This window comes from Geodermatophilus siccatus (genome assembly GCF_900103785.1).
Lineage (GTDB): Bacteria > Actinomycetota > Actinomycetes > Mycobacteriales > Geodermatophilaceae > Geodermatophilus > Geodermatophilus siccatus.
This window is the reverse complement of the sequence record NZ_FNHE01000009.1, coordinates 63,585-82,758: the sequence shown is the minus strand read 5'-3', so window position 1 is coordinate 82,758 and position 19,174 is coordinate 63,585. Positions and strand designations below refer to the sequence as shown.

The window sequence follows — 19,174 nt, the reverse complement described above, 5'->3', positions numbered from 1 at the left end:
AGTGGGTGCGCAGGGGGGACGGCCGGCCCCCTCGCAGGGCCCCGCCGCGAGCCTGCGAGCGGGCTGGGGGGCGAGGGGGTCCTTCCTCAGACGTCGAGGAAGCGGACGTCCTTGGCGTTGCGGGTGATGAAGCTGCGGCGGGCGTCGACGTCCTCGCCCATGAGCACGCTGAACAGCTCGTCGGCGGTCGCGGCGTCCTCGAGGGTGACCTGCAGCAGGATCCGCGTCTCCGGGTTCATCGTGGTCTCCCACAGCTCGGTGGCGTTCATCTCACCGAGGCCCTTGAACCGCTGGATCGCGTCGTCCTTGATCTTGCGTCCGGCCTCGGCGCCGGCGCGGAGGACGGCTTCCTTCTCCTTGTCGGTGTAGACGTACTCGTCACCGACCTTGCCGCCCCACTTGATCTTGTACAGCGGCGGCTGGGCCAGGTAGACGTGCCCGGCCTCGACCAGCGGCCGCATGAAGCGGAACAGCAGGGTCAGCAGCAGGGTGCGGATGTGCTGGCCGTCGACGTCGGCGTCGGCCATCAGCACGATCTTGTGGTAGCGCAGCTTCGACAGGTCGAACTCGTCGTGGATGCCGGTGCCGAAGGCCGTGATCATCGACTGGACCTCGGTGTTCTTGAGGACCCGGTCGATGCGCGCCTTCTCGACGTTGATGATCTTGCCGCGGATCGGCAGGATCGCCTGGAACATCGAGTCGCGGCCGGACTTGGCCGAGCCACCGGCCGAGTCGCCCTCGACGATGTAGACCTCGGAGTTGCGCGGGTCGGTCGAGCGGCAGTCGGCCAGCTTGCCGGGCAGGCCGGTCGAGTTCAGCGGGTTCTTCCGGGCCAGCTGGCGGGCCTGCTGGGCGGCGCGACGGGCGCGCGCGGCCGAGCTGGCCTTGGTGATGATCTGCTTGGCCTCGGTCGGGTTGGCCTCGAACCAGTGCCCGAGCTGCTCGTTGCAGACCCGCTGCACGAAGCCCTTGACCTCGGTGTTGCCGAGCTTGGTCTTGGTCTGGCCCTCGAACTGCGGGTCGCCGATCTTCACCGAGACGATCGCCGCCAGCCCCTCGCGGATGTCCTCACCCGTGAGCTTCTCGTCCTTGCCCTTGAAGAGCTTCTTCTCCTCGGCGTAGCGGTTGACGATCGAGGTCAGCGCCGCGCGGAAGCCCTCCTCGTGGGTGCCGCCCTCGTGGGTGTTGATGATGTTGGCGAAGGTGTGCACCGACTCCGAGTACGCCTCGGACCACTGCATCGCGATGTCCACCGACATCGCCGTGTCGTTCTTGCCGGTGCCGTCGGCGGAGAAGCCGATGACCGAGCGGTGGATCGGGGTCTTGGACCGGTTCAGGTAGGCGACGTAGTCCTTGAGGCCGCCCTCGTAGAAGTACATGACCTCGGTCGGCTCGAACGCCGGCGTCTCGGCGTCCGGGGCCGGGGCCTCCTCGGCGAGCGACACCTCCTCGGCCATGCCGGTCTCGGCCTTGCCGTGCCCCGGGCGCTCGTCGCGCAGGACGATCTTCAGGCCGGCGTTGAGGAAGGCCATCTCCTGCAGGCGACGGCTGATGGTGTCGAACGAGTAGCTCGTCGTCTCGAAGATGTCGGGATCGGCCCAGAAGGTGATCTGGGTGCCGCGCTTCTTCGTCGGGCCGATCTTCTCCAGCGGACCGGGCTTGGCCTCGGCGTAGTGCTGGTGCCACTCGGTGCCGTCGCGCCAGATGCGCACGTCGAGTTCACTGGACAGCGCGTTGACGACGGTGACGCCGACGCCGTGCAGACCACCGGAGACGCCGTAGCTCTTGCCGTCGAACTTGCCGCCCGCGTGCAGGATGGTCATGACGACCTCGACGGTCGGGCGCTTCTCGACCGGGTGCATGTCGACCGGGATGCCGCGGCCGTTGTCCTCCACCCGGACGCCGCCGTCGGGGAGCAGGGTGACCCGCACCGTGTCGCAGTAGCCGGCCAGGGCCTCGTCGACGGCGTTGTCGACGACCTCCCAGACCATGTGGTGCAGGCCCCGCTCACCGGTCGAGCCGATGTACATGCCAGGGCGCTTGCGGACCGCCTCGAGACCCTCGAGGACGGTGATGGAGCTGCCGGAGTAGGCGTCAGCCTGGGCGTCGGTCTTCGGTCGAGCGACCACGTGTGGCCCTTCTGTCGCGCACCCGGCGGCAAGGCGCCCCGATCGTGGACAGGGGCGCAGAACGGCTCTCAGCCGGATGCTGGCGGTTTCTGCTCTCCAGGATACCGGGTGGTACGACAGGAATGCCGTCGTCCCGGCCCTCACGTCGTGTCTGCGCCACTCGCAGCACGTCTGCCACCACAGGTGTTGACCCCGGGCCCGACACGCCGTCCCCGGGGCGCTGGGTGCCCCCGTCCGGGACGGCCCCGGTGAGGCCTCCCTGCCCCCGCCCGGGAAGGACCCCGCGGGGAGGCCGAGAGGACGGGGTCACCCTCCAGGTCCCGCGCCGAGCGCGCGAGGCGTGGGGGGTGGTCCTCCTCAGTTGACCGGGCCGCCCTTGGTGAACCGCTCGGGGTCCAGCGGCGGCACGGCGGGGCCGGTGCGCCGGTTGATCAGCACGGTGACGCCCCAGAGGACGACGCCGATCGCGAGCAGGACCCCGGCGATCCGGTACTGCTCCGTGGGCCGCCCGGCCCACGGCGTCGCGAGGTACGCGCAGGCGAGTGCGCCCACGACGGGGAGCACCGTCGGCGTGCGGAAGTGGTCGGCCTCGACGCGGTCGCGGCGCAGCACCAGGACGGCCACGTTGACGACGGTGAACACCATGAGCAGCAGCAGCGCCGTGGTGCCGCCGAGGGCGGGCACCGCCCCGACGAAGGTGATCAGGCCGAAGGCGAGCGCGGTGGTGAAGAGGATGGCCGTCGTCGGGGTGCGGCGGCGGTGGTGGACCCGGCCGAGCAACGGGGGCAGCACGTGCTGGCGGCTCATCCCGTAGACCAGCCGGCTGGCCATGAGCATGTTGATCAGCGCGGAGTTGGCGACGGCGAACATCGTGATGACCCCGAAGACGCCGATCGGGAAGCCCGGGGCGCCCGCCTCCACCACCTGCAGCAGGGGGGTGTCGCCCTCGCTGAGCTGGTCGGCCGGCACCAGCGCGATCGCCGAGATGGACACGAGCACGTAGATCAGCCCGGTCAGGCAGAGCCCGGCCAGCAGCACCTTGGGGAAGATCCGCCGCGGCTCCTTGCACTCCTCGGCCATGTTGACCGAGTCCTCGAAGCCGACCATCGCGAAGAAGGCCAGGCCGGTGGCGGCGATGACCCCGCCGAGCACCGAGCGCTCGCCGGTGTCGAACTCGGTCACCCGGGAGAAGTCCCCCTCCCCCATACCCAGCGCCCAGACGCCGACCCCGATGACGATGAGCAGACCGGTGAGCTCCACGCAGGTGAGCAGCACGTTGGTCTTCACGCTCTCGCCCACGCCGCGGAGGTTGACCAGCGCGACCAGCGCCATGAACCCCAGGCCGATGAGGGTGATGCCGACGCCCTCGCCCAGGCTGAGGCCGAACACGTCGGCGAAGTTGGCGCTGAACGCACGCGCCGCCGTCGACGCCGACGTGATGCCGCTGCTCATCACCGCGAAGGCGACCAGGAACGTGACGAAGTGGATGCCGAACGCCTTGTGCGTGTAGAGCGCCGCCCCGGCCGCCTGCGGGTACTTCGTCACCAGCTCCAGGTAGCTGAACGCGGTGACCAGCGCGACGAGGAAGGCGACGAGGAACGGCAACCAGACCACACCGCCCACCTGGGCCGCGACCTGCCCGGTGAGCGCGTAGATCCCGGTGCCCAGGATGTCGCCGACGATGAACAGCAGCAGCAACCCGGGTCCCATGACCCGCTTGAGGGTGGGTTGACCGTCCTGGGTGCGGTCGGGTGCTGCGGTGGTGTCGGCCATGGGGGACCCCCTGCTCGACTCGTGCCGGTGGACGGGACCGCCGTTGGTCTCCGGGACGTGCGCCCAGCGTGGCGGGTGCAGGGGTGGTCCGCGACCCGAGCGGGCGGGGCGTTCCCGCCGGACACTCGGGACATGGCCGAGACCGACGGCACCACCTCCACCCCCACGGCGAAGACCTGCCTCGTCACCGGGGCCACCGGATACATCGGCGGGCGGCTCGTGCCCGAGCTGCTCGCCGCCGGGCACCGGGTGCGGGTGATGACCCGATCGCCCGAGCGGCTGCGCGACCACCCGTGGGCCGGTCAGGTCGAGATCGCCCGGGCCGACGCGGGCGACGCCGAGGCGGTCGCGGCGGCCTGCGCCGGGGTCGACGTCGTCTACTACCTGGTCCACGCGCTGGGCACCGGCAAGGAGTTCGAGGAGACCGACCGGCGGACGGCGCGGGTGGTGGCGCGCGCCGCGCGGGAGGCCGGCGTGGGCCGGCTGGTCTACCTCGGCGGCCTGGAGCCCCGGGGCGAGGAGCTCTCCCCGCACCTGCGCTCGCGCGCCGAGGTCGCCGAGATCCTGCTCGGCTCCGGCGTCCCGACCGTCGTCCTGCGGGCCGCGGTGGTGCTCGGCTCGGGGTCGGCGTCCTTCGAGATGCTGCGCTACCTGACCGAGCGGCTGCCGGTCATGGTCACGCCGCGCTGGGTGCACAGCCGGATCCAGCCGATCGCCATCCGCGACGTGCTGCGCTACCTGGTCGGCTGCGCGACGCTGCCGGCCGACGTGCACCGGTGCTTCGACATCGGCGGCCCCGACGTCATGACCTACCTGGAGATGATGCAGCGCTTCGCCGCGGTGGCCCGGCTGCCCAGGCGGCGGATCCTGCCCGTCCCGGTGCTCAGCCCGGGCCTGTCGAGCCACTGGGTCGGCGTCGTCACGCCCGTGCCGGCGTCGATCGCCCGTCCGCTGGTGGAGTCGCTGCGCAACACCGTCGTCTGCGCCGAGCACGACATCGCGCAGTACGTCCCGGACCCGCCGGAGGGGCTGCTCGGCTTCGACGAGGCGGTGCGACTGGCGATCCAGCGGGTCAAGGACCAGACCGTGGCCACCCGCTGGTCCTCGGCGTCCACACCCGGGGCGCCGTCGGACCCGCTGCCCACCGACCCCCGCTGGGCCGGCGGCACCCTCTACCTCGACGAGAAGACCCGGGAGACCTCCGCCTCACCGGAGGCGCTGTGGCGGGTGGTCGAGGGGATCGGCGGGGAGACCGGCTGGTACTCGTTCCCGCTGGCCTGGGAGGTGCGCGGCTGGCTGGACCGGGCCGTCGGCGGGGTCGGCCTGCGGCGGGGACGCCGGTCGCCGTCGGACCTCTACGTCGGCGACGCCCTGGACTTCTGGCGGGTCGAGGCGCTCGAGGAGGGCCGGCTGCTGCGGCTGCGCGCCGAGATGCGGCTGCCCGGGCTGGCCTGGCTGGAGTTCCACGTGGAACAGGAGGACGGACGCAGCCGGCTGCGGCAACGCGCGACCTTCAAGCCGAACGGGCTCTTCGGCAACCTCTACTGGTGGGTGCTGGTGCCCTTCCACGGCCCGATCTTCGGCGGGATGGTGCGCAACATCTGCCGCGCCGCGGAGCAGGGGACGGCCGCCGCCGCGGGCCAGAGACGCGCCCGCGCGGCGTGACCTCGACGATCAGCTGGGCTCACCGCTCTGGTTCCTGGCCCAGCACTGGTGGTGAGCCAGGAACCGCGATGACCAGGTCAGCTGGTCATCGCGCTACACCAGCAGCTGGGCGGCCGCCAGTTCGCGGTAGAGGGGGCTGGCCTCCACCAGCTCCTCGTGGGTGCCGCTGGCGACCACCCGCCCGGCGTCGAGGACGACGATCCGGTCGCTGTCGAGCACGGTCGACAGCCGGTGCGCGACCACCAGCAGCGCCCGGTCGGCGGAGGCGGCGGCCAGGGTGTCGCGCAGCAGCGCCTCGTTGCGGGCGTCGAGACTGGCGGTCGGCTCGTCGAGCAGCAGCAGCGCCGGGCGGGCCAGCAGCGAGCGCGCGATCGCCAGCCGCTGCCGCTCGCCGCCGGACAGCAGCACGCCGTCGTCCCCCACCGGGACGTCGAGCCCGCGCGGCGAGCGCTGCACCACGTCGGTGAGCCCGACGTCGGCCACCACTGCCCACAGCTCGAGGTCGGTCGCATCCGGCGCGGCCAGCAGCAGGTTGTCGCGCACCGACCCGGCCAGCACCGGCGCCTCCTGCTCGACGTAGCCCAGCCGCGCGCGCAGGCCCGCCCGCGGCAGGTCGCGCACGTCGGTGCCGGCCCACCGCACCGCCCCGCCGGTCAGCGGGTAGAAGCCCTCGACGAGCGCCAGCACGGTCGACTTGCCCGCCCCCGACGGCCCGACCAGCGCCACCCGGCTGCCGGCCGGCACGCTGAACGAGACCCCGTGCAGCACGTCGGTGCCGTCCGGGTAGCGGAACGACACGTCGTCCAGCTCCAGCAGCGGGACCTCCGCGGACGGCGGCGACGCGGGGACGACGACGAGCGCCCCACCCCGCTCGGGCCGCGCGTCGTCCTCCGGCTGGAGCGCGAGCACCTCCTGCACCCGCGCCAGCGCGCCCAGCCCGCTCTGCAGCTGGGTCCAGGCCCCGATCGCCTGGCCCAGCGGCATGACCAGCAGGAACAGGTAGAGGATGAACGCGACCAGGTCGGCGACGGCGATCGAGCCCGTCGCCACCCGGTAGCCGCCCAGGCCGAGGACGGCGAGGAACGCGCCCTGGACCGCGATCGACCCGGCCGGGCTGACCAGCGCCTGCAGCCTGGCCACCCGCAGGCCGGCCTCGTACGCCCGGCCGGCGCTGGCCGCGACGACGTCCACCTCGCGAGCGGTCGCACCGCTGGCCCGGATGGTGCGCACCGCCGACAGCGCCCGCTCCACCGCGGCGGTCATCGCGCCGACCTCCTCCTGCGCCTGGCGGGAGAGCCGCTGCACGCCACGGGCGACCGAGACCACCACCGCCAGGCCGACGGCGACCGAGCCCGCGGTGACCAGCAGCAGCCACCCGTCGACCAGCGCCATCGCCACCACCGCGCCCACCGCGACCACCGCGGAGCCGGCGACCTCGACGACCCCGGAGGTCACCGTGGCGCGCAGCAGGGTGGTGTCCGCGCCGACCCGCGACATGAGGTCGCCGGTGCGCCGCCGGTCGTACTCGGCGATCGGCAGCCGCAGCAGCCGGTCGGCCAGCGTCCGCCGGGTGGAGAGCACGACACCCTCGGCCGTGCGCTGCAGCAGGTACTCCTGCACCGCACCCAGCGCCGAGGACGCCAGCAGGACCACCACCAGCAGGCCGACGGCGGGCAGCAGCGCCCGGCCGGCCCCCACCGCCTCGATCACCCGGGCGACCAGCGCCGGCTGGGCCAGCGCACCGGCGGCCGCGACCAGCGAGAGGACGGCGGCCGCGGCCAGCGGGCGGCGGTGCGGCCGGACCAGGGGCCACAGCTGCCGCAGGGTCGCGCGAGCCGCGGTCTCCGCGGAGGTGCTCTCCTCGGCCACGGACTCGCGCGGCTCAGAGGGCCGGGGCGAGGGCGCTGACCAGCGCGGTCAGCAGCCGGGCGTGGTGCTCGATCAGCTGCGGCCGGTGCCCGTCGGGACGGATCGCGGCCAGGTAGCCACCCGCCAACCCACCTCCGTCGGCCCCTGCCACCGTCCAGAACTCGTCGCCGTCGTCGGTGCCCAGCAGCAGCCCGCGCACCGTGGCGTCGCCGACCAGCGCGCGGGCGGCCGGGCCGTCCTCGGCGGCGAGCAGCACCCAGCGGGTGTCGAAGGCGGGGTCGCCGCTGGGCACCTGGACCAGCCCGCCGGTGCGGTGCTTCCAGAAGCGGGCCGGCGACAGCCGCAGCGGCGGCAGCGCGCCCAGCACCGGGGCGGCGGTGACCGCGTACTCGGGGACGGCGTAGCGGCCGGAGGCGTAGAGCACGTCGAAGGCGACCAGGTCGAGCGTGCCGTAGCGGCCGCGCATGACGCCGGCGGGCCGGTGGTCCTTCGTCGCCCGGACCGGCGCGGTGCGCACCAGCTCGGCGAGGACGGCGTCCTCCGGTGCGGTGCCGTCGGAGATGGCCCAGCCCTGCTGCACCGCCCAGCCCTGCGCGCCGACGGCGTCGCCCTGGTAGGCGAAGACCTGCTCGAGCTCACTGGGCTGCCGGGGCCGCCGGCTGCCGAAGAGGCCGCCGCGGGTGGGCTGCTCGCCCACCGTCTGCGGGCCGGCGGCCGGGGACTGCGCCGGGCGGTCGGGGGCGGCGGGTGGCAGGTCCCAGCCCGGCGGCTGCCAGGCGGTGCTCCCGCCCGGCCGGTCGGCCGGCGGCTGGTCGGCCGGCGGCTGGTCGGCCGGCGGCTGCTCGGGCCGGTCGGCCGGGGGCTGCCCGCCGTCCCCGCCGAGGTGGCCGGGCTCGCGCCAGCCGCTGCCCTCGTCGGGGCGCTCCTCGAAACCGTCGCGGTCGCGCGGGCTGCTCATCGCTGCCTCGTCTCCATCTGCCCCGTGCCCATGTGCACCGTCCTCCCGGGGCCACCACCCCGGGCGGCGGCCCCTATCCGTACGTGTCCCGCGGCCCGCGTCCGCGGACCGACCGGGGGCCCTTCTTCCAGCTCGGGGCCGTCGGACCGACAACGCGCAGCCGGCTCACGACGTCCCCGCCGACCGTGGCGTGCAGCTTGGCGAGGATCGTCGGCGCCAGCAGTCGCAGCTGGGTGGCCCACGCGGTGGACTCCGCGACCACCAGCAGCTCGCCCTCGGTGAGCGTCTGCGGCGTGCAGTGGGCGGCGATCTCCGGCCCGACCAGCGCCGACCAGCGGCCGAAGACCGCGCCGACCTTGGTGTGCTCGGTCCAGTCCTGGGTCTCGACGAGGTGGTCCACCAGCCGGGCCAGCGGCTGCGGGTCGTCGTCCCCCGGGCGGGGCCCGCTCCAGCTGCGCTTCGGCCCGGCGATCCGCCGCCGGGTGGGGCGCGGCCGGGACGCCGAGGCCGCGCGCGCCGCCTCCAGCGCCGCGCGCGCGATGTCACTGGGCCGCGCCGGCCGCTCCTCGGTCACGGCTCCTCCTCGCCGACGCTCGTCGTCCCCGTGCCCGGCCGTGCCGCACCCCCGCGTGACCTCGCCAGCTCGGTCACGTGACCTCCTCCCGCACGGCCCCATCCTCGGCGGCCTCCGGGTCGAGCGGTACCGCCTGCCCGCCGGCGACCTGCACCACCGTGCTGCGCAGCTCCGGCGGGACGTCGTCCAGCACCGCCGCGGTCACCAGGGACTGCTCCGCCGAGCGGGCCACGGCCGCCAGCGCCGCGCGGCGGTCGGCGTCGAGGGTGGCGAAGACGTCGTCGAGCACGAGGATCGGCTCGTCGCCGTCGGCCCGCAGCAGCGCGAAACAGCCCAGCTTCAGTGCCAGGGCCAGCGACCAGGACTCCCCGTGGCTGGCGAAGCCCTTCGCCGGCATCGACCCCAGCGAGATGACCAGGTCGTCGCGGTGCGGGCCGACCAGCGTCATGCCGCGGTCGACCTCCTCGTTGCGGCGCTCGGCCACCCGCTCGCGCAGCGCGGCCGAGAACTCCCCGGCCGTGGGCAGCGTCGTCCCCTCCGGTACCGGCGTCCCGTCCCCGGCCAGCGGCACGGTGCTGGCGTAGCCGAGCGCGGCGACGGCGGCGTCGGCACCCGCGACCCCGGCGTAGGCGCGGGTCACGTGCGGAGCCAGGTCGGCGACCAGCCGCAGCCGCGCGGCGAGCAGCTGCCCGCCGAGGTCGACGAGGTGCCCGTCCCAGACGTCGAGCGTGGCCAGCGCGTTGCCGCGGGCCATCCGGGCGGTCTTGAGCAGGGCGTTGCGCTGCTTGAGCACCCGGTCGTAGTCGCTGCGCACGCCGGCCAGCCGCGGGGTGCGGCTGACCAGCAGGTCGTCGAGGAACCGCCGCCGCTCGGCGGGGTCGCCGCGGACGAGCACCAGGTCCTCGGGCGCGAACAGCACGGACTTCACCAGCCCGAGCAGCTCCCGGGGCCGCGCCAGGGGCGCCCGGTTGACCCGCACCCGGTTGGCCCTGCCCGGGTTGATCTCGATCTCGACCAGCAGCTCGCGGTCCTCCCGGCGCAGCGCCGCGCGGACCACCGCCTGGGACGCGCCCTGCCGGACCAGCGGGGCGTCACCGGCGACCCGGTGACTGCCCATCGTGGCCAGGTAGCCGACCGCCTCGACGAGGTTGGTCTTGCCCTCGCCGTTGCGGCCGACGAAGACCGTCGGCCCCGGGCGGAGGGCCAGGTCCACCCGGTCCCAGTTGCGGAACGAGCCCAGCTGGAGGTGGCGCAGGTACACCTCAGGCCCGGCCCAGCAGCGCGGTCATGCGGGGCGTTCGACCTCCTGCTCGCGGACGGCGTGCACCGCGTGGCCGCCGAACTGCTGGCGCAGCGCCGCGACGGCCTTCATGGTCGGCGAGTCCTCCTGCCGCGAGGAGAAGCGCGCGAACAGCGAGGCGGCGATCGCCGGCATGGGGACGGCGTTCTCGATGGCCTGCTCGACGGTCCACCGGCCCTCGCCGGAGTCCTCGGCGTAGCCGCTGATCTTCTCGAGGGCCGGGTCCTCCTCGAGTGCGCGCACCAGCAGGTCCAGCAGCCAGGAGCGGATGACGGTGCCCTGGGTCCAGGACTTCACGACGCCGGGGACGTCCTCGATCAGGTCGACGGCGGCCAGCAGCTCGTAGCCCTCCCCGTAGGCCTGCATCATCGCGTACTCGATGCCGTTGTGGACCATCTTGGAGAAGTGCCCGGCGCCGACGGGACCGGCGTGCACGAAGCCCGCGCCCGGCAGCTCCTGACCGGACTCGTCCTTCGGCGCCGGCGGCTTGAGCGCGTCGAACACCGGCTGCACCTTGGCGACGTCCTCCTTGGTGCCGCCCACCATCAGCGCGTAGCCGTTCTCCAGGCCCCACACCCCGCCGGAGACGCCGGCGTCCACGTAGCCGATCCCCTTCTCGCGGCACATCACGTCGTGGACCTGGTCGTCGGTGTACTTGGAGTTGCCGCCGTCGACGATCACGTCACCGGGCTCGAGCAGCTCGGCGAGCTCCTTGACCGTCGCCCGGGTCGGCTCCCCCGCCGGCACCATCACCCAGACCACCCGCGGCGCCGACAGCGCCTCCTTCAGCGCCGGCAGGCTGTCGACGTCCCGCTTCTCCGGGTGGTGGTCGAAGCCGACGACCTCGTGACCGGCGCGGCGCAGCCGCTCGGCCATGTTGCCGCCCATCTTGCCCAGCCCGATCAGCCCCAGCTGCACGACGCAGTCCTCTCCTCGCAGTGGTCCGGCCGGCCCGTCGGCGGGCCGGCTCGTCTCCGCAGTCCATCGTGCTCGGTCCGGCCGGACGCTGCCGCCCGGGCCCCGCCGGCAGCCGAGGCGACGTCCTGGAACGGCCTCGTCCCGGGTCCCACCCTGAGCCTGCCAAGGGTGGGGAGGACGAGGTCCTTATCCCGGCAGCCGCACCGGCATGATCAGGTACCGGTAGCTGCCCGGCCGCTCGGCCGGCCGGGAGGCCGCCTCGTCGTCGTCGGTCGCCGGCTCGGGCACCCCGGAGAGGACGGCGGGCTTGAGCGGGCTGGTGAAGTCCATCCGCGCGCGCGGCGTGTGCACCGCGGCCAGCCCGTCGAGCAGGAACGTCGGGTTGAAGCCGATGGTCAGCGGCTCCCCCTCGAACTCGACGTCGCAGCGCTCCTCCGCCTGGCCCTCGTCGTCGGTGCCGCCGGCGCGCAGGGTGACCTGGCCGGGGGTGAACTCGCAGCGCAGCGGCGTGCCCCGCTCGGCGACCAGCGCGACGCGCTTGGCGGCGTCGGTGAACAGCCCGACCGGCAGCGTGGCGTTGCTGGCCGACTCGTTGGGCATGATCGCCCGGTACTTGACGAACTCGGCGTCAAGCAGCCGGGTGGTGGTCTGCCGGTCCTTGCCGGAGAGCCCCAGGATGCCCTCGCCGGAGCCGCCCGAGGACAGCGAGAGCGTGATCTCCGGCCCGCTGGTCAGCGTCTTCGCCGCGTCGGCCAGCGTGCGCGCGGGCACCAGCACCGCCGCGGTCAGACCCGGGGTCTCCGGCCGCCAGGCGAACTCGCGGACGGCGAGGCGGTAGCGGTCGGTCGCCGCCAGCGTCACCAGGTCGTCCTCGATCTCCAGCCGGACGCCGGTGAGCATGGGGAGGGTGTCGTCCCGCCCGGCGGCGACGGCGACCTGGCCGACGGCCTCGGCGAAGACGTCGCTGTCGACGACGCCGGCCGACGACGGCATGGCCGGCAGGGACGGGTAGTCCTCGACCGGCAGCGTCGGCAGGCTGAAGCGCGCGTTCCCGCAGGAGATCGACAGGCGCGGGCCCTCGGCGGTGAGGTCGACCGGGTGCGGTGGCAGTGCGCGGGTGATCTCGGCGAGCAGCCGGCCGGGCACGAGCACCCGGCCGCTCTCGGAGGCCTGCACGTCCACCTCGGCGCGGGCGGAGACCTCGTAGTCGAAGCCGGACACCGACAACTGGCTGCCGTCGACCTCGAGCATGATCCCGGCCAGCACCGGCACCGACGGCCGGGGCGGCAGGCTGCGCGCCGTCCACGCGACGGCATCGGCGAGCACCTCACGTGCCACCCGGAACTTCATGACCTGATCCACCCCAGCTGTCGTCGGTGTCCTCGTGGTGCGGTGCTCATCGTGCCCTCTGGGAGGGACATGCAGGTAACCGCTGTCCTCGGTCAGGTCACTCGCAGCGCAGCTTCCCCACCCAGAGTGTGGTTCGAGAAATCCTCGATCTATCTCCCTCATCTTCGTCATCACTGGTGTGGATCCTGGGGATCGAGGCCGTCCGTGCAGGTCAGCGCCCAAGTCGACATGTTGGCCGACTGTGGGTGGTGAGGCGGACTCCCGTGTCGACACGTGGACATCTCGACGTCCACCCACACCGGCCGCCGTCTCTCCACGTCCTGTCCCCCGGTTCCCCCAGCGTCCGTCCCCAGTCCGTACCCAGGTCCGGGTGCCCGGCGCCGCGGCGACCGGTGCCCGATGTCCCCGATGGAGTGAACCCGCAGGTCAGGAGGTCGACGGCCGGGATCCCCAGGGGTGGATGGAGCGGTGGGCAGCTCTGGCACGTCGTGACCGGGGGTGAGCGGGCGAGGAGAGATCTCCCCAACCTGTGCACATCGCTGGGGACAACTCGTCGACGAGTCGACCCGGGTCACCGGTGCGAGTGACCTGCACAGCACGCCTGACGCGGGGACGACGACGATCCGCCCGCCCACAGGACTGTGGACACGGAGCGGCCCTCTGGGGACACCGAGGTGGACGACCGAGGTCGCCGTCCACCGGACACACCGGGCCCGCCTGTGATGCCGCGCCACCTGCGCGGAGCGACCAGGGTCCGACCCGGTGCGAGTGGGCAGCAGCGCGGGTCGGCCGGGGACGACACGTGACCGCGGTGTCGTCCGGGGGACGACGGTGTCCTCAGCGCGGGGCGACGCGCTGCCGGAGATGTCGTCCGCTAGGACCGGGCGCGGCTCTTGATCCGGGCCGTCAGCTCGGTGACCTGGGTGTACGTCGCCCGCCGCTCGCTCATCAGGTTGGTGATCTTCTTGACGGCGTGCATGACCGTGGTGTGGTCCTTGCCGCCGAAGGAGGCCCCGATCCGCGGCAGGGACAGCTCGGTGAGCTCCCGGCACAGGTACATGGCGATCTGGCGGGCGTTGACGAGCGTGCGGCTGCGGTTGGAGCCCTGCAGCTCCTCCATCGTCACGGAGAAGTACTCGGCGGTGGCGGCCATGATGATCGCCGCGGTGATCTGCGGGCCCTGCTCGTCGCTGATCAGGTCCTTGAGCACCAGCTCGGCCAGCGGCAGGTCGACCTGCTGCTTGTTCAGCGACGCGAACGCGGTGACCCGGATGAGCGCGCCCTCGAGCTCGCGGATGTTGGTCTGCACCTTGCTGGCGATGAACTCCAGCACCGGGTCGGGCACCTGCAGCCGCTCGCCGTAGGCCTTCTTGCGCAGGATCGCGATGCGGGTCTCCAGGTCCGGCGCCTGGACATCGGTGATCAGCCCCCACTCGAACCGCGTGCGCAGCCGGTCCTCGAGCGTCGTCAGCTTCTTCGGCGCCCGGTCGGAGGTGATGACGATCTGCTTGCTGGCGTTGTGCAGCGTGTTGAAGGTGTGGAAGAACTCCTCCTGCGTCCGCTCGGCGCGCTCCAGGAACTGGATGTCGTCGATGAGCAGGAAGTCGATGTCCCGGTAGCGGCGGCGGAAGTCCTCGGCCCGCCCGGAGTGCACCAGGTTGATGAACTCGTTGGTGAACTCCTCGGTGCTCACGTAGCGCACCCGGACGTTGGGGAACATCCGCGCCGCGTAGTGGCCGATGGCGTGCAGCAGGTGCGTCTTGCCCAGCCCCGAGTCGCCGTAGATGAACAGCGGGTTGTAGGCGCGGGCCGGCGCCTCGGCGACCGCGACGGCCGCCGCGTGGGCGAACCGGTTGCTGTTGCCGATGACGAAACTGTCGAAGACGTACTTGGGGTTCAGCCCCGGGTCCTGCCCGCCGGCCGGGGCCCGGCGGTCACCGCCGAACAGCGGGACGGCGTCCCCTCCGCCTCGGGACCCGCCGCGCCGGCCGCGGGACGGCGGCGCGGGCGGCTCGGGGACGCCGCCGTCGTCGTCGCCGGTGTCGAGGTCGAAGGGCAGCACGGCCACGCCGTCCTCGTCGAGGTCGGTCCCGCCCCAGTCGCGCTCGGCGGCGCGGGTGCCGCGGCCGGCCGGACGCCGGGCCGGCGGGCTCCAGTCGGTGGGGGCCCACTCCTCCGGCTCACGCTCGGGCGGTCGGGGGTCGGAGGTGCTCCTGCCGTCGTCCTCCCACGCGGGCCGGACGTCGGCTCGCACGCCGAACGCGCTGCGCCCGTCGTCGGCGCGGTCGCGGGTCTCCCGGTCCTCCTCGGCCCGCTGCGCCTCGACCACCGACCACCGACGGCGGGTCGGCACCTCGGGTGCAGGTGCGGCCGGTGGCTCGGCCGGGCTGTCCTCCACCTGGACGGCGACGCGGATGTCGCGGCCGAGGTGCTCCGACAGCGCCTCGGCCAGCACCCGGCGCATCCGGGACTCGAGCACGGTCTGGGTGAACTCGTTGGGTGCCGACAGCACCGCGGTGTCCTCGAAGACCCCCACCGGGCGGGTGAGGTTCAGCATCGCGTTCTGCTGCGGGGACAGGCTCGTCGCCAGCCGCTCGCGGATCTGGTCCCAGACCGTCGCCAGGTCCACCGTGGCATCGGCCATGGCCCTCGTCCTCCCAGGTTCCCGTGTGTCGTCGGCCCCGCGGCGGCCGTCCGTCGCCGGGTCCGTCGTCCCCCGGTCGGTCCCCCACTGTGGACATCCGGACACACGGAGTCCACACCGGTGTCCACAGGCTGTGCACGATCGGCGACACATGCGCACCGGCTCCCGCGCGTTCCGCCGGGCTGGGGGGTGTCGCCGCTGGTCAGAGGGGAGTCGTCGCGGTTGTCCGGAGTGCGTGGTGGTCGGTCGACACCAGCGGGGCAGCCCCTGCGCCGGACGTCGGTGTCCGGTGTGGAGCGACGGCGACGCTAACAGCCTCGTCCACAGCCCGGCAACGAGGCCGGGGACAGCTCTCGGCGCGCCGCGGGGCGTGTCGCGGACCGTCCGTGGCGCGGCACCACGCGTCGTCCCTCCCGATGGGAGACCCTGGGGAGTCGGTGTCCGGCCGGGCCGCCGGTCCCCCCGCTCCCTCGGCTATGCTGGTGGGAGATCCGTGGACGGGGAACCGGCTCCCGCCGTGTGCCCGTCCCTGTCGCGCGCCCTCCCCCCGGTGGGCGTGCCCCGTCGATGTCGTGTAGTGGGAGTACCTCGTGAGCAAGCGCACGTTCCAGCCGAACAACCGCCGCCGGTCCAAGACCCACGGCTTCCGGCTGCGGATGCGCACCCGCGCGGGCCGGGCGATCATCGCCGGCCGTCGGCGCAAGGGTCGCGAGAAGCTCTCCGCCTGAGGTGCTGCCCGCGCAGGCACGCCTGCGCCGGCGTCCGGAGTTCACCGCGGTCGTCCGGTCCGGCAGGCGTGCCGGACGGCCGACCATGGTGCTCCACTACCTCCCCGAACGGCCCGTGACCCCGACCCCCGGTGACGCCGGGACGGTCGGTGGTCCACGGGCCGGCTTCGTGGTGGGCAAGGCCGTGGGCAACTCGGTGGTCCGTCACCGCGTGACCCGGCGGCTGCGAGCGGTGGTGCACGACCAGCTCGACCGCCTGCCCCCCACCGCGGACCTGGTGGTCCGCGCCCGGCCGGAGGCGGCCACCGCCAGCTCGGCGGACCTGCGCCGCGACCTGACCGCCGGACTCGACCGCGTCCTCCGGGTCCGCACCCCGTGACCGCCGACCCGCCGGCCGCCCGCGACGGACGACGCCCGGTCGCCCGGGCGCTGCTGGCCGTCGTCGGCTTCTACCAGCGGGCGATCAGCCCGGCGTTCCCCCCGCGGTGCCGCTTCCAGCCCACCTGCAGCGCCTACGCCGCCGAGGCGATCGCCGTCCACGGCGCCGGCCGCGGGAGCTGGCTGGCCCTGCGACGGCTGCTCAAGTGCGCCCCCTGGCACCCTGGTGGCCTCGACCTGGTGCCGCCGGCCCGCACGACCGCGCCCGCACCCGACCGACCCGTCCCGTCGGCACCCCGCCGGGCCCCGCAGGAGGAGTCCCCCCTTGCTTGACTGGCTGTACACCGCCATCTCGTGGGTCCTGGCCCGGTGGCACTCGCTGTGGAGCCTCGTGTTCGACGACCCCGAGGCAGGGACGGGCCTGTCGGGCCTGGCCTGGGCGCTGTCGATCGTCTTCCTGGTCGTCACCGTCCGGGTGATCCTCTTCCCGCTGTTCGTCAAGCAGGTGAAGTCGCAGCGGGCGATGCAGGAGCTCCAGCCGGAGATCACGCGGCTGCGCAAGCAGTACGGCAGCGACCGGCAGGGCTTCGCGGTGGCGATGCAGAAGCTGCAGAAGGAGCGGAACGTCAGCCCGCTGGCCGGCTGCCTGCCGATCCTGCCGCAGATCCCGATCTTCCTGTCGCTCTTCCACGTGCTGCGCCGGCTGGCGCCGAACGCCCAGGGCCTCTACGGCTGGGACGAGCCGCTCACCAACGAGGCGGCCGTGGCGCCGTTCTTCGGGGCGCCGATCTCGTCGTCGTTCTCGATGAGCGGGGCCAAGGAGCAGGCGATCCTCGAGGTCGCCAGCTACGCCAACATCCGGGTCGTCGCGTTCGTGCTCATCCTGATCATGAGCTTGACGACGTTCTTCACGCAGAAGCAGATCATGCGCCGCTCCGGTCCGGTCGAGGGCCAGGCCGCGATGGTGCAGAAGATGCTGCTCTACGTGATGCCGATCGGCCTGTTCGTCTCCGGCTTCATCTTCCCGATCGGCGTCCTCCTCTACTGGTTCACCAACAACCTGTGGACGCTGGGCCAGCAGTTCTTCATCCTGCGCAAGATGCCGCCGCCCGGCTCCGACGCCGCCAAGGCCAGGGCCGCCGCGGAGAAGCCCGCCGTCGACCCCAAGGCGCTGGCCCCCCGGCCCGGCGCCAAGCCGGTCCGCCCCAAGAACGGCCGCACCGCCGCCCCGGCCTCGACGGTCGACACGGCCAACCCGACCGGCGACACCACGGCCGGCGACACGGCCGGCGACACCGCGGCCGGCGAGCCCACGACGCACGACACCACGGCCGACGACGCCCCCACCGCGACGGGCGCCACCGCCGCGAGCTCCGGCGGCGCGTCGGCCGCCGCCCGCTCCTCGGGGGGCCGCCCACGCACCGGCGGTGCGCGCGGCAGCCAGGGACCGGCCAACCGCGGCAAGCGCAAGCGCCGCTGAGCCGGCGCGTGCGGCGCCCCTGCGGGCGCCCGCGCCGGTGATCGACCACCGGGGCCGACCCCGGACGCCCGCACGACTGGAGGACACGCCATGAGCGCCCCACAGCACCCCACCGAGCCGGCCGCCCCCACCAGCGAGGCCACCTCCGGCGCGGTCCTGAGCCCACCCGCCGACGCCGCCGTCCCGGCGCAGCCTGACCTGCCCGACCCGGACGAGGACGGCGCCGACGCCGTCGTCGAGCCGGCGGACCCGGTCGGGGACGACGAGGGCACCGACGACCTGCTGGTCCGCGAGGGTGACGTCGCCGGCGACTACCTCGAGCGGCTGCTCGACATCCTCGACGTGGACGGCGACATCGACCTCGACGTCGAGGGTGACCGGGCCTCGGTGGCGATCGTCGGCGGCGACCTCAAGGACCTCGTCGGTCCCGACGGCGCCGTCCTGGAGGCGCTGCAGGAGCTCACCCGCCTCGCCGTGGCCCAGTCCACCGGCGTCCGCAGCCGCCTCATGCTCGACATCAGCGGGTTCCGCGCCCGGCGCCGGGCCGACCTCACCTCGCTGGCGGCCGAGACCGCGCGCCGCGTCGCGAGCAGCGGGCAACCGGAGCGGCTGTCGGCGATGAACCCGTTCGAGCGCAAGGTCGTGCACGACGTCATCGCCGGCGTTGCCGGCGTGCACAGCGAGTCGGAGGGCGAGGAGCCCAACCGTCGCGTCGTGGTGCTGCCGGATCGGTGACCGAGCCCGCCTCGTCCGGCACCGGTGCCCCAGTCGTCCCACCGGCCCCGGAGGTCGCCCGCTCGGTGTTCGGCCCGGCGCTGGCCGACGCCGAGCGCTACGTCGTCCGGCTGGCCACCGACGGTGTCACCCGCGGGCTGATCGGCCCGCGGGAGGTGCCCCGGCTGTGGGAGCGGCACGTCCTCAACAGCGCCGCGGTCGCCGACGCCGTCCCGGCCGACGCCCGGGTGGTCGACGTCGGCAGCGGTGCCGGCCTGCCCGGGATCCCCCTGGCGCTGGCCCGGCCGGACCTGCGGCTCACCCTCCTCGAGCCGATGGCCCGCCGGGTGGAGTTCCTCGAGGAGGTCGTCGCCGACCTGGGCGCCCCGTGGCGCGTCGTGCGCGGCCGGGCCGAGGAGCGCTCGGTGCGCGCCGCGGTCGGGCCGGTGGACGTCGTCACGGCGCGGGCGGTGGCGGCCCTCCCCCGGCTCGTGGCGTGGTGCCGCGGGCTGCTGCGCCCGGGCGCCCAGCTGGTCGCCCTCGTCGGGTCCCGCGCGCTGGAGGAGTTGCCGTCCCTGCTTCCCGAGCTGGAGGCGGCCGGGATGCGGGAGATCCACGCACGGGCTGTCGGTGCGGGGCTGGGGGAGGCTGCCACTACCGTGGTGGTGATGACGCGAGGGACGCGGTGACGCGC

16 protein-coding genes are annotated in these 19,174 nt (G+C 73.8%); 7 read left to right on the top strand and 9 right to left on the bottom strand.

Annotation, left to right across the window (positions count from 1 at the left end; genetic code table 11):
- Positions 1 to 86 precede the first annotated feature (86 nt).
- On the bottom strand, positions 87 to 2,129 hold the full coding sequence (gyrB, locus tag BLS21_RS16780) for a DNA topoisomerase (ATP-hydrolyzing) subunit B (protein ID WP_091221018.1): 2,043 nt from the start codon (positions 2,127 to 2,129) through the stop codon (positions 87 to 89).
- Between the two features lie 357 nt (positions 2,130 to 2,486).
- Positions 2,487 to 3,902, bottom strand: coding sequence for an APC family permease (locus BLS21_RS16775; RefSeq protein WP_091221014.1), 1,416 nt, complete (start codon positions 3,900 to 3,902; stop codon positions 2,487 to 2,489).
- A 132-nt stretch (positions 3,903 to 4,034) separates the two neighbouring features.
- On the opposite strand from BLS21_RS16775, the gene BLS21_RS16770 reads away from it, so the two are divergent.
- Positions 4,035 to 5,567: an SDR family oxidoreductase gene (locus tag BLS21_RS16770; RefSeq protein WP_091221012.1), complete on the top strand. Its 1,533-nt coding sequence runs from the start codon at positions 4,035 to 4,037 to the stop codon at positions 5,565 to 5,567.
- A 93-nt stretch (positions 5,568 to 5,660) separates the two neighbouring features.
- Here BLS21_RS16770 and BLS21_RS16765 read toward each other — a convergent pair whose 3' ends face one another.
- The 7 genes from BLS21_RS16765 to dnaA all read right to left on the bottom strand — a co-directional run bounded on the left by BLS21_RS16765 (position 5,661) and on the right by dnaA (position 15,180).
- Positions 5,661 to 7,436: an ABC transporter ATP-binding protein gene (locus tag BLS21_RS16765; protein ID WP_245700492.1), complete on the bottom strand. Its 1,776-nt coding sequence runs from the start codon at positions 7,434 to 7,436 to the stop codon at positions 5,661 to 5,663.
- A 13-nt stretch (positions 7,437 to 7,449) separates the two neighbouring features.
- Positions 7,450 to 8,394: a hypothetical protein gene (locus BLS21_RS16760; protein WP_091221008.1), complete on the bottom strand. Its 945-nt coding sequence runs from the start codon at positions 8,392 to 8,394 to the stop codon at positions 7,450 to 7,452.
- A gap of 73 nt (positions 8,395 to 8,467) precedes the next feature.
- On the bottom strand, positions 8,468 to 8,968 hold the full coding sequence (locus tag BLS21_RS16755; RefSeq protein ID WP_091221005.1) for a DciA family protein: 501 nt from the start codon (positions 8,966 to 8,968) through the stop codon (positions 8,468 to 8,470).
- Between the two features lie 73 nt (positions 8,969 to 9,041).
- Positions 9,042 to 10,229, bottom strand: coding sequence for a DNA replication/repair protein RecF (gene recF, locus BLS21_RS16750; RefSeq protein WP_091221003.1), 1,188 nt, complete (start codon positions 10,227 to 10,229; stop codon positions 9,042 to 9,044).
- 24 nt (positions 10,230 to 10,253) lie between these two features.
- The gene (gnd, locus tag BLS21_RS16745; RefSeq protein WP_091221000.1) at positions 10,254 to 11,186 is read right to left on the bottom strand and encodes a phosphogluconate dehydrogenase (NAD(+)-dependent, decarboxylating); all 933 of its coding nucleotides are present in this window, start codon (positions 11,184 to 11,186) and stop codon (positions 10,254 to 10,256) included.
- Between the two features lie 186 nt (positions 11,187 to 11,372).
- A complete protein-coding gene (gene dnaN / locus BLS21_RS16740) occupies positions 11,373 to 12,536 on the bottom strand; it encodes a DNA polymerase III subunit beta (RefSeq protein ID WP_091220997.1) in 1,164 nt (387 codons plus the stop codon).
- Between the two features lie 874 nt (positions 12,537 to 13,410).
- Positions 13,411 to 15,180: a chromosomal replication initiator protein DnaA gene (gene dnaA / locus BLS21_RS16735; RefSeq protein WP_091220994.1), complete on the bottom strand. Its 1,770-nt coding sequence runs from the start codon at positions 15,178 to 15,180 to the stop codon at positions 13,411 to 13,413.
- Between the two features lie 590 nt (positions 15,181 to 15,770).
- Between dnaA and rpmH the strand changes: the two genes are divergently transcribed.
- From rpmH to rsmG, 6 genes are all read left to right on the top strand, one after another.
- The gene (rpmH, locus tag BLS21_RS16730; protein ID WP_089305879.1) at positions 15,771 to 15,908 is read left to right on the top strand and encodes a 50S ribosomal protein L34; all 138 of its coding nucleotides are present in this window, start codon (positions 15,771 to 15,773) and stop codon (positions 15,906 to 15,908) included.
- Between the two features lies 1 nt (position 15,909).
- On the top strand, positions 15,910 to 16,287 hold the full coding sequence (rnpA, locus tag BLS21_RS16725) for a ribonuclease P protein component (protein ID WP_091220992.1): 378 nt from the start codon (positions 15,910 to 15,912) through the stop codon (positions 16,285 to 16,287).
- Positions 16,284 to 16,619 (top strand): membrane protein insertion efficiency factor YidD, encoded by a 336-nt coding sequence (gene yidD / locus BLS21_RS16720; protein WP_091220989.1) that lies wholly within the window; start codon positions 16,284 to 16,286, stop codon positions 16,617 to 16,619. The genes rnpA and yidD overlap by 4 nt, the downstream gene beginning before the upstream one ends.
- Positions 16,612 to 17,766: a membrane protein insertase YidC gene (yidC, locus tag BLS21_RS16715; RefSeq protein WP_091220986.1), complete on the top strand. Its 1,155-nt coding sequence runs from the start codon at positions 16,612 to 16,614 to the stop codon at positions 17,764 to 17,766. The genes yidD and yidC overlap by 8 nt, the downstream gene beginning before the upstream one ends.
- Positions 17,767 to 17,856: 90 nt before the next feature.
- The gene (locus BLS21_RS16710; protein WP_091220983.1) at positions 17,857 to 18,501 is read left to right on the top strand and encodes a Jag family protein; all 645 of its coding nucleotides are present in this window, start codon (positions 17,857 to 17,859) and stop codon (positions 18,499 to 18,501) included.
- Positions 18,498 to 19,169 (top strand): 16S rRNA (guanine(527)-N(7))-methyltransferase RsmG, encoded by a 672-nt coding sequence (gene rsmG, locus BLS21_RS16705; RefSeq protein WP_091220980.1) that lies wholly within the window; start codon positions 18,498 to 18,500, stop codon positions 19,167 to 19,169. Before BLS21_RS16710 ends, rsmG begins: the two co-directional genes overlap by 4 nt.
- Positions 19,170 to 19,174 lie beyond the last annotated feature (5 nt).

Coding starts and splice junctions, on each gene's coding strand:
- BLS21_RS16775 (WP_091221014.1), bottom strand. CDS start 3,902: ATGGCCGACACCACCGCAGCACCCGACCGCACCCAGGACGGTCAACCC.
- BLS21_RS16770 (WP_091221012.1), top strand. CDS start 4,035: ATGGCCGAGACCGACGGCACCACCTCCACCCCCACGGCGAAGACCTGC.
- BLS21_RS16760 (WP_091221008.1), bottom strand. CDS start 8,394: ATGAGCAGCCCGCGCGACCGCGACGGTTTCGAGGAGCGCCCCGACGAG.
- dnaN (WP_091220997.1), bottom strand. CDS start 12,536: ATGAAGTTCCGGGTGGCACGTGAGGTGCTCGCCGATGCCGTCGCGTGG.
- dnaA (WP_091220994.1), bottom strand. CDS start 15,180: ATGGCCGATGCCACGGTGGACCTGGCGACGGTCTGGGACCAGATCCGC.
- BLS21_RS16710 (WP_091220983.1), top strand. CDS start 17,857: ATGAGCGCCCCACAGCACCCCACCGAGCCGGCCGCCCCCACCAGCGAG.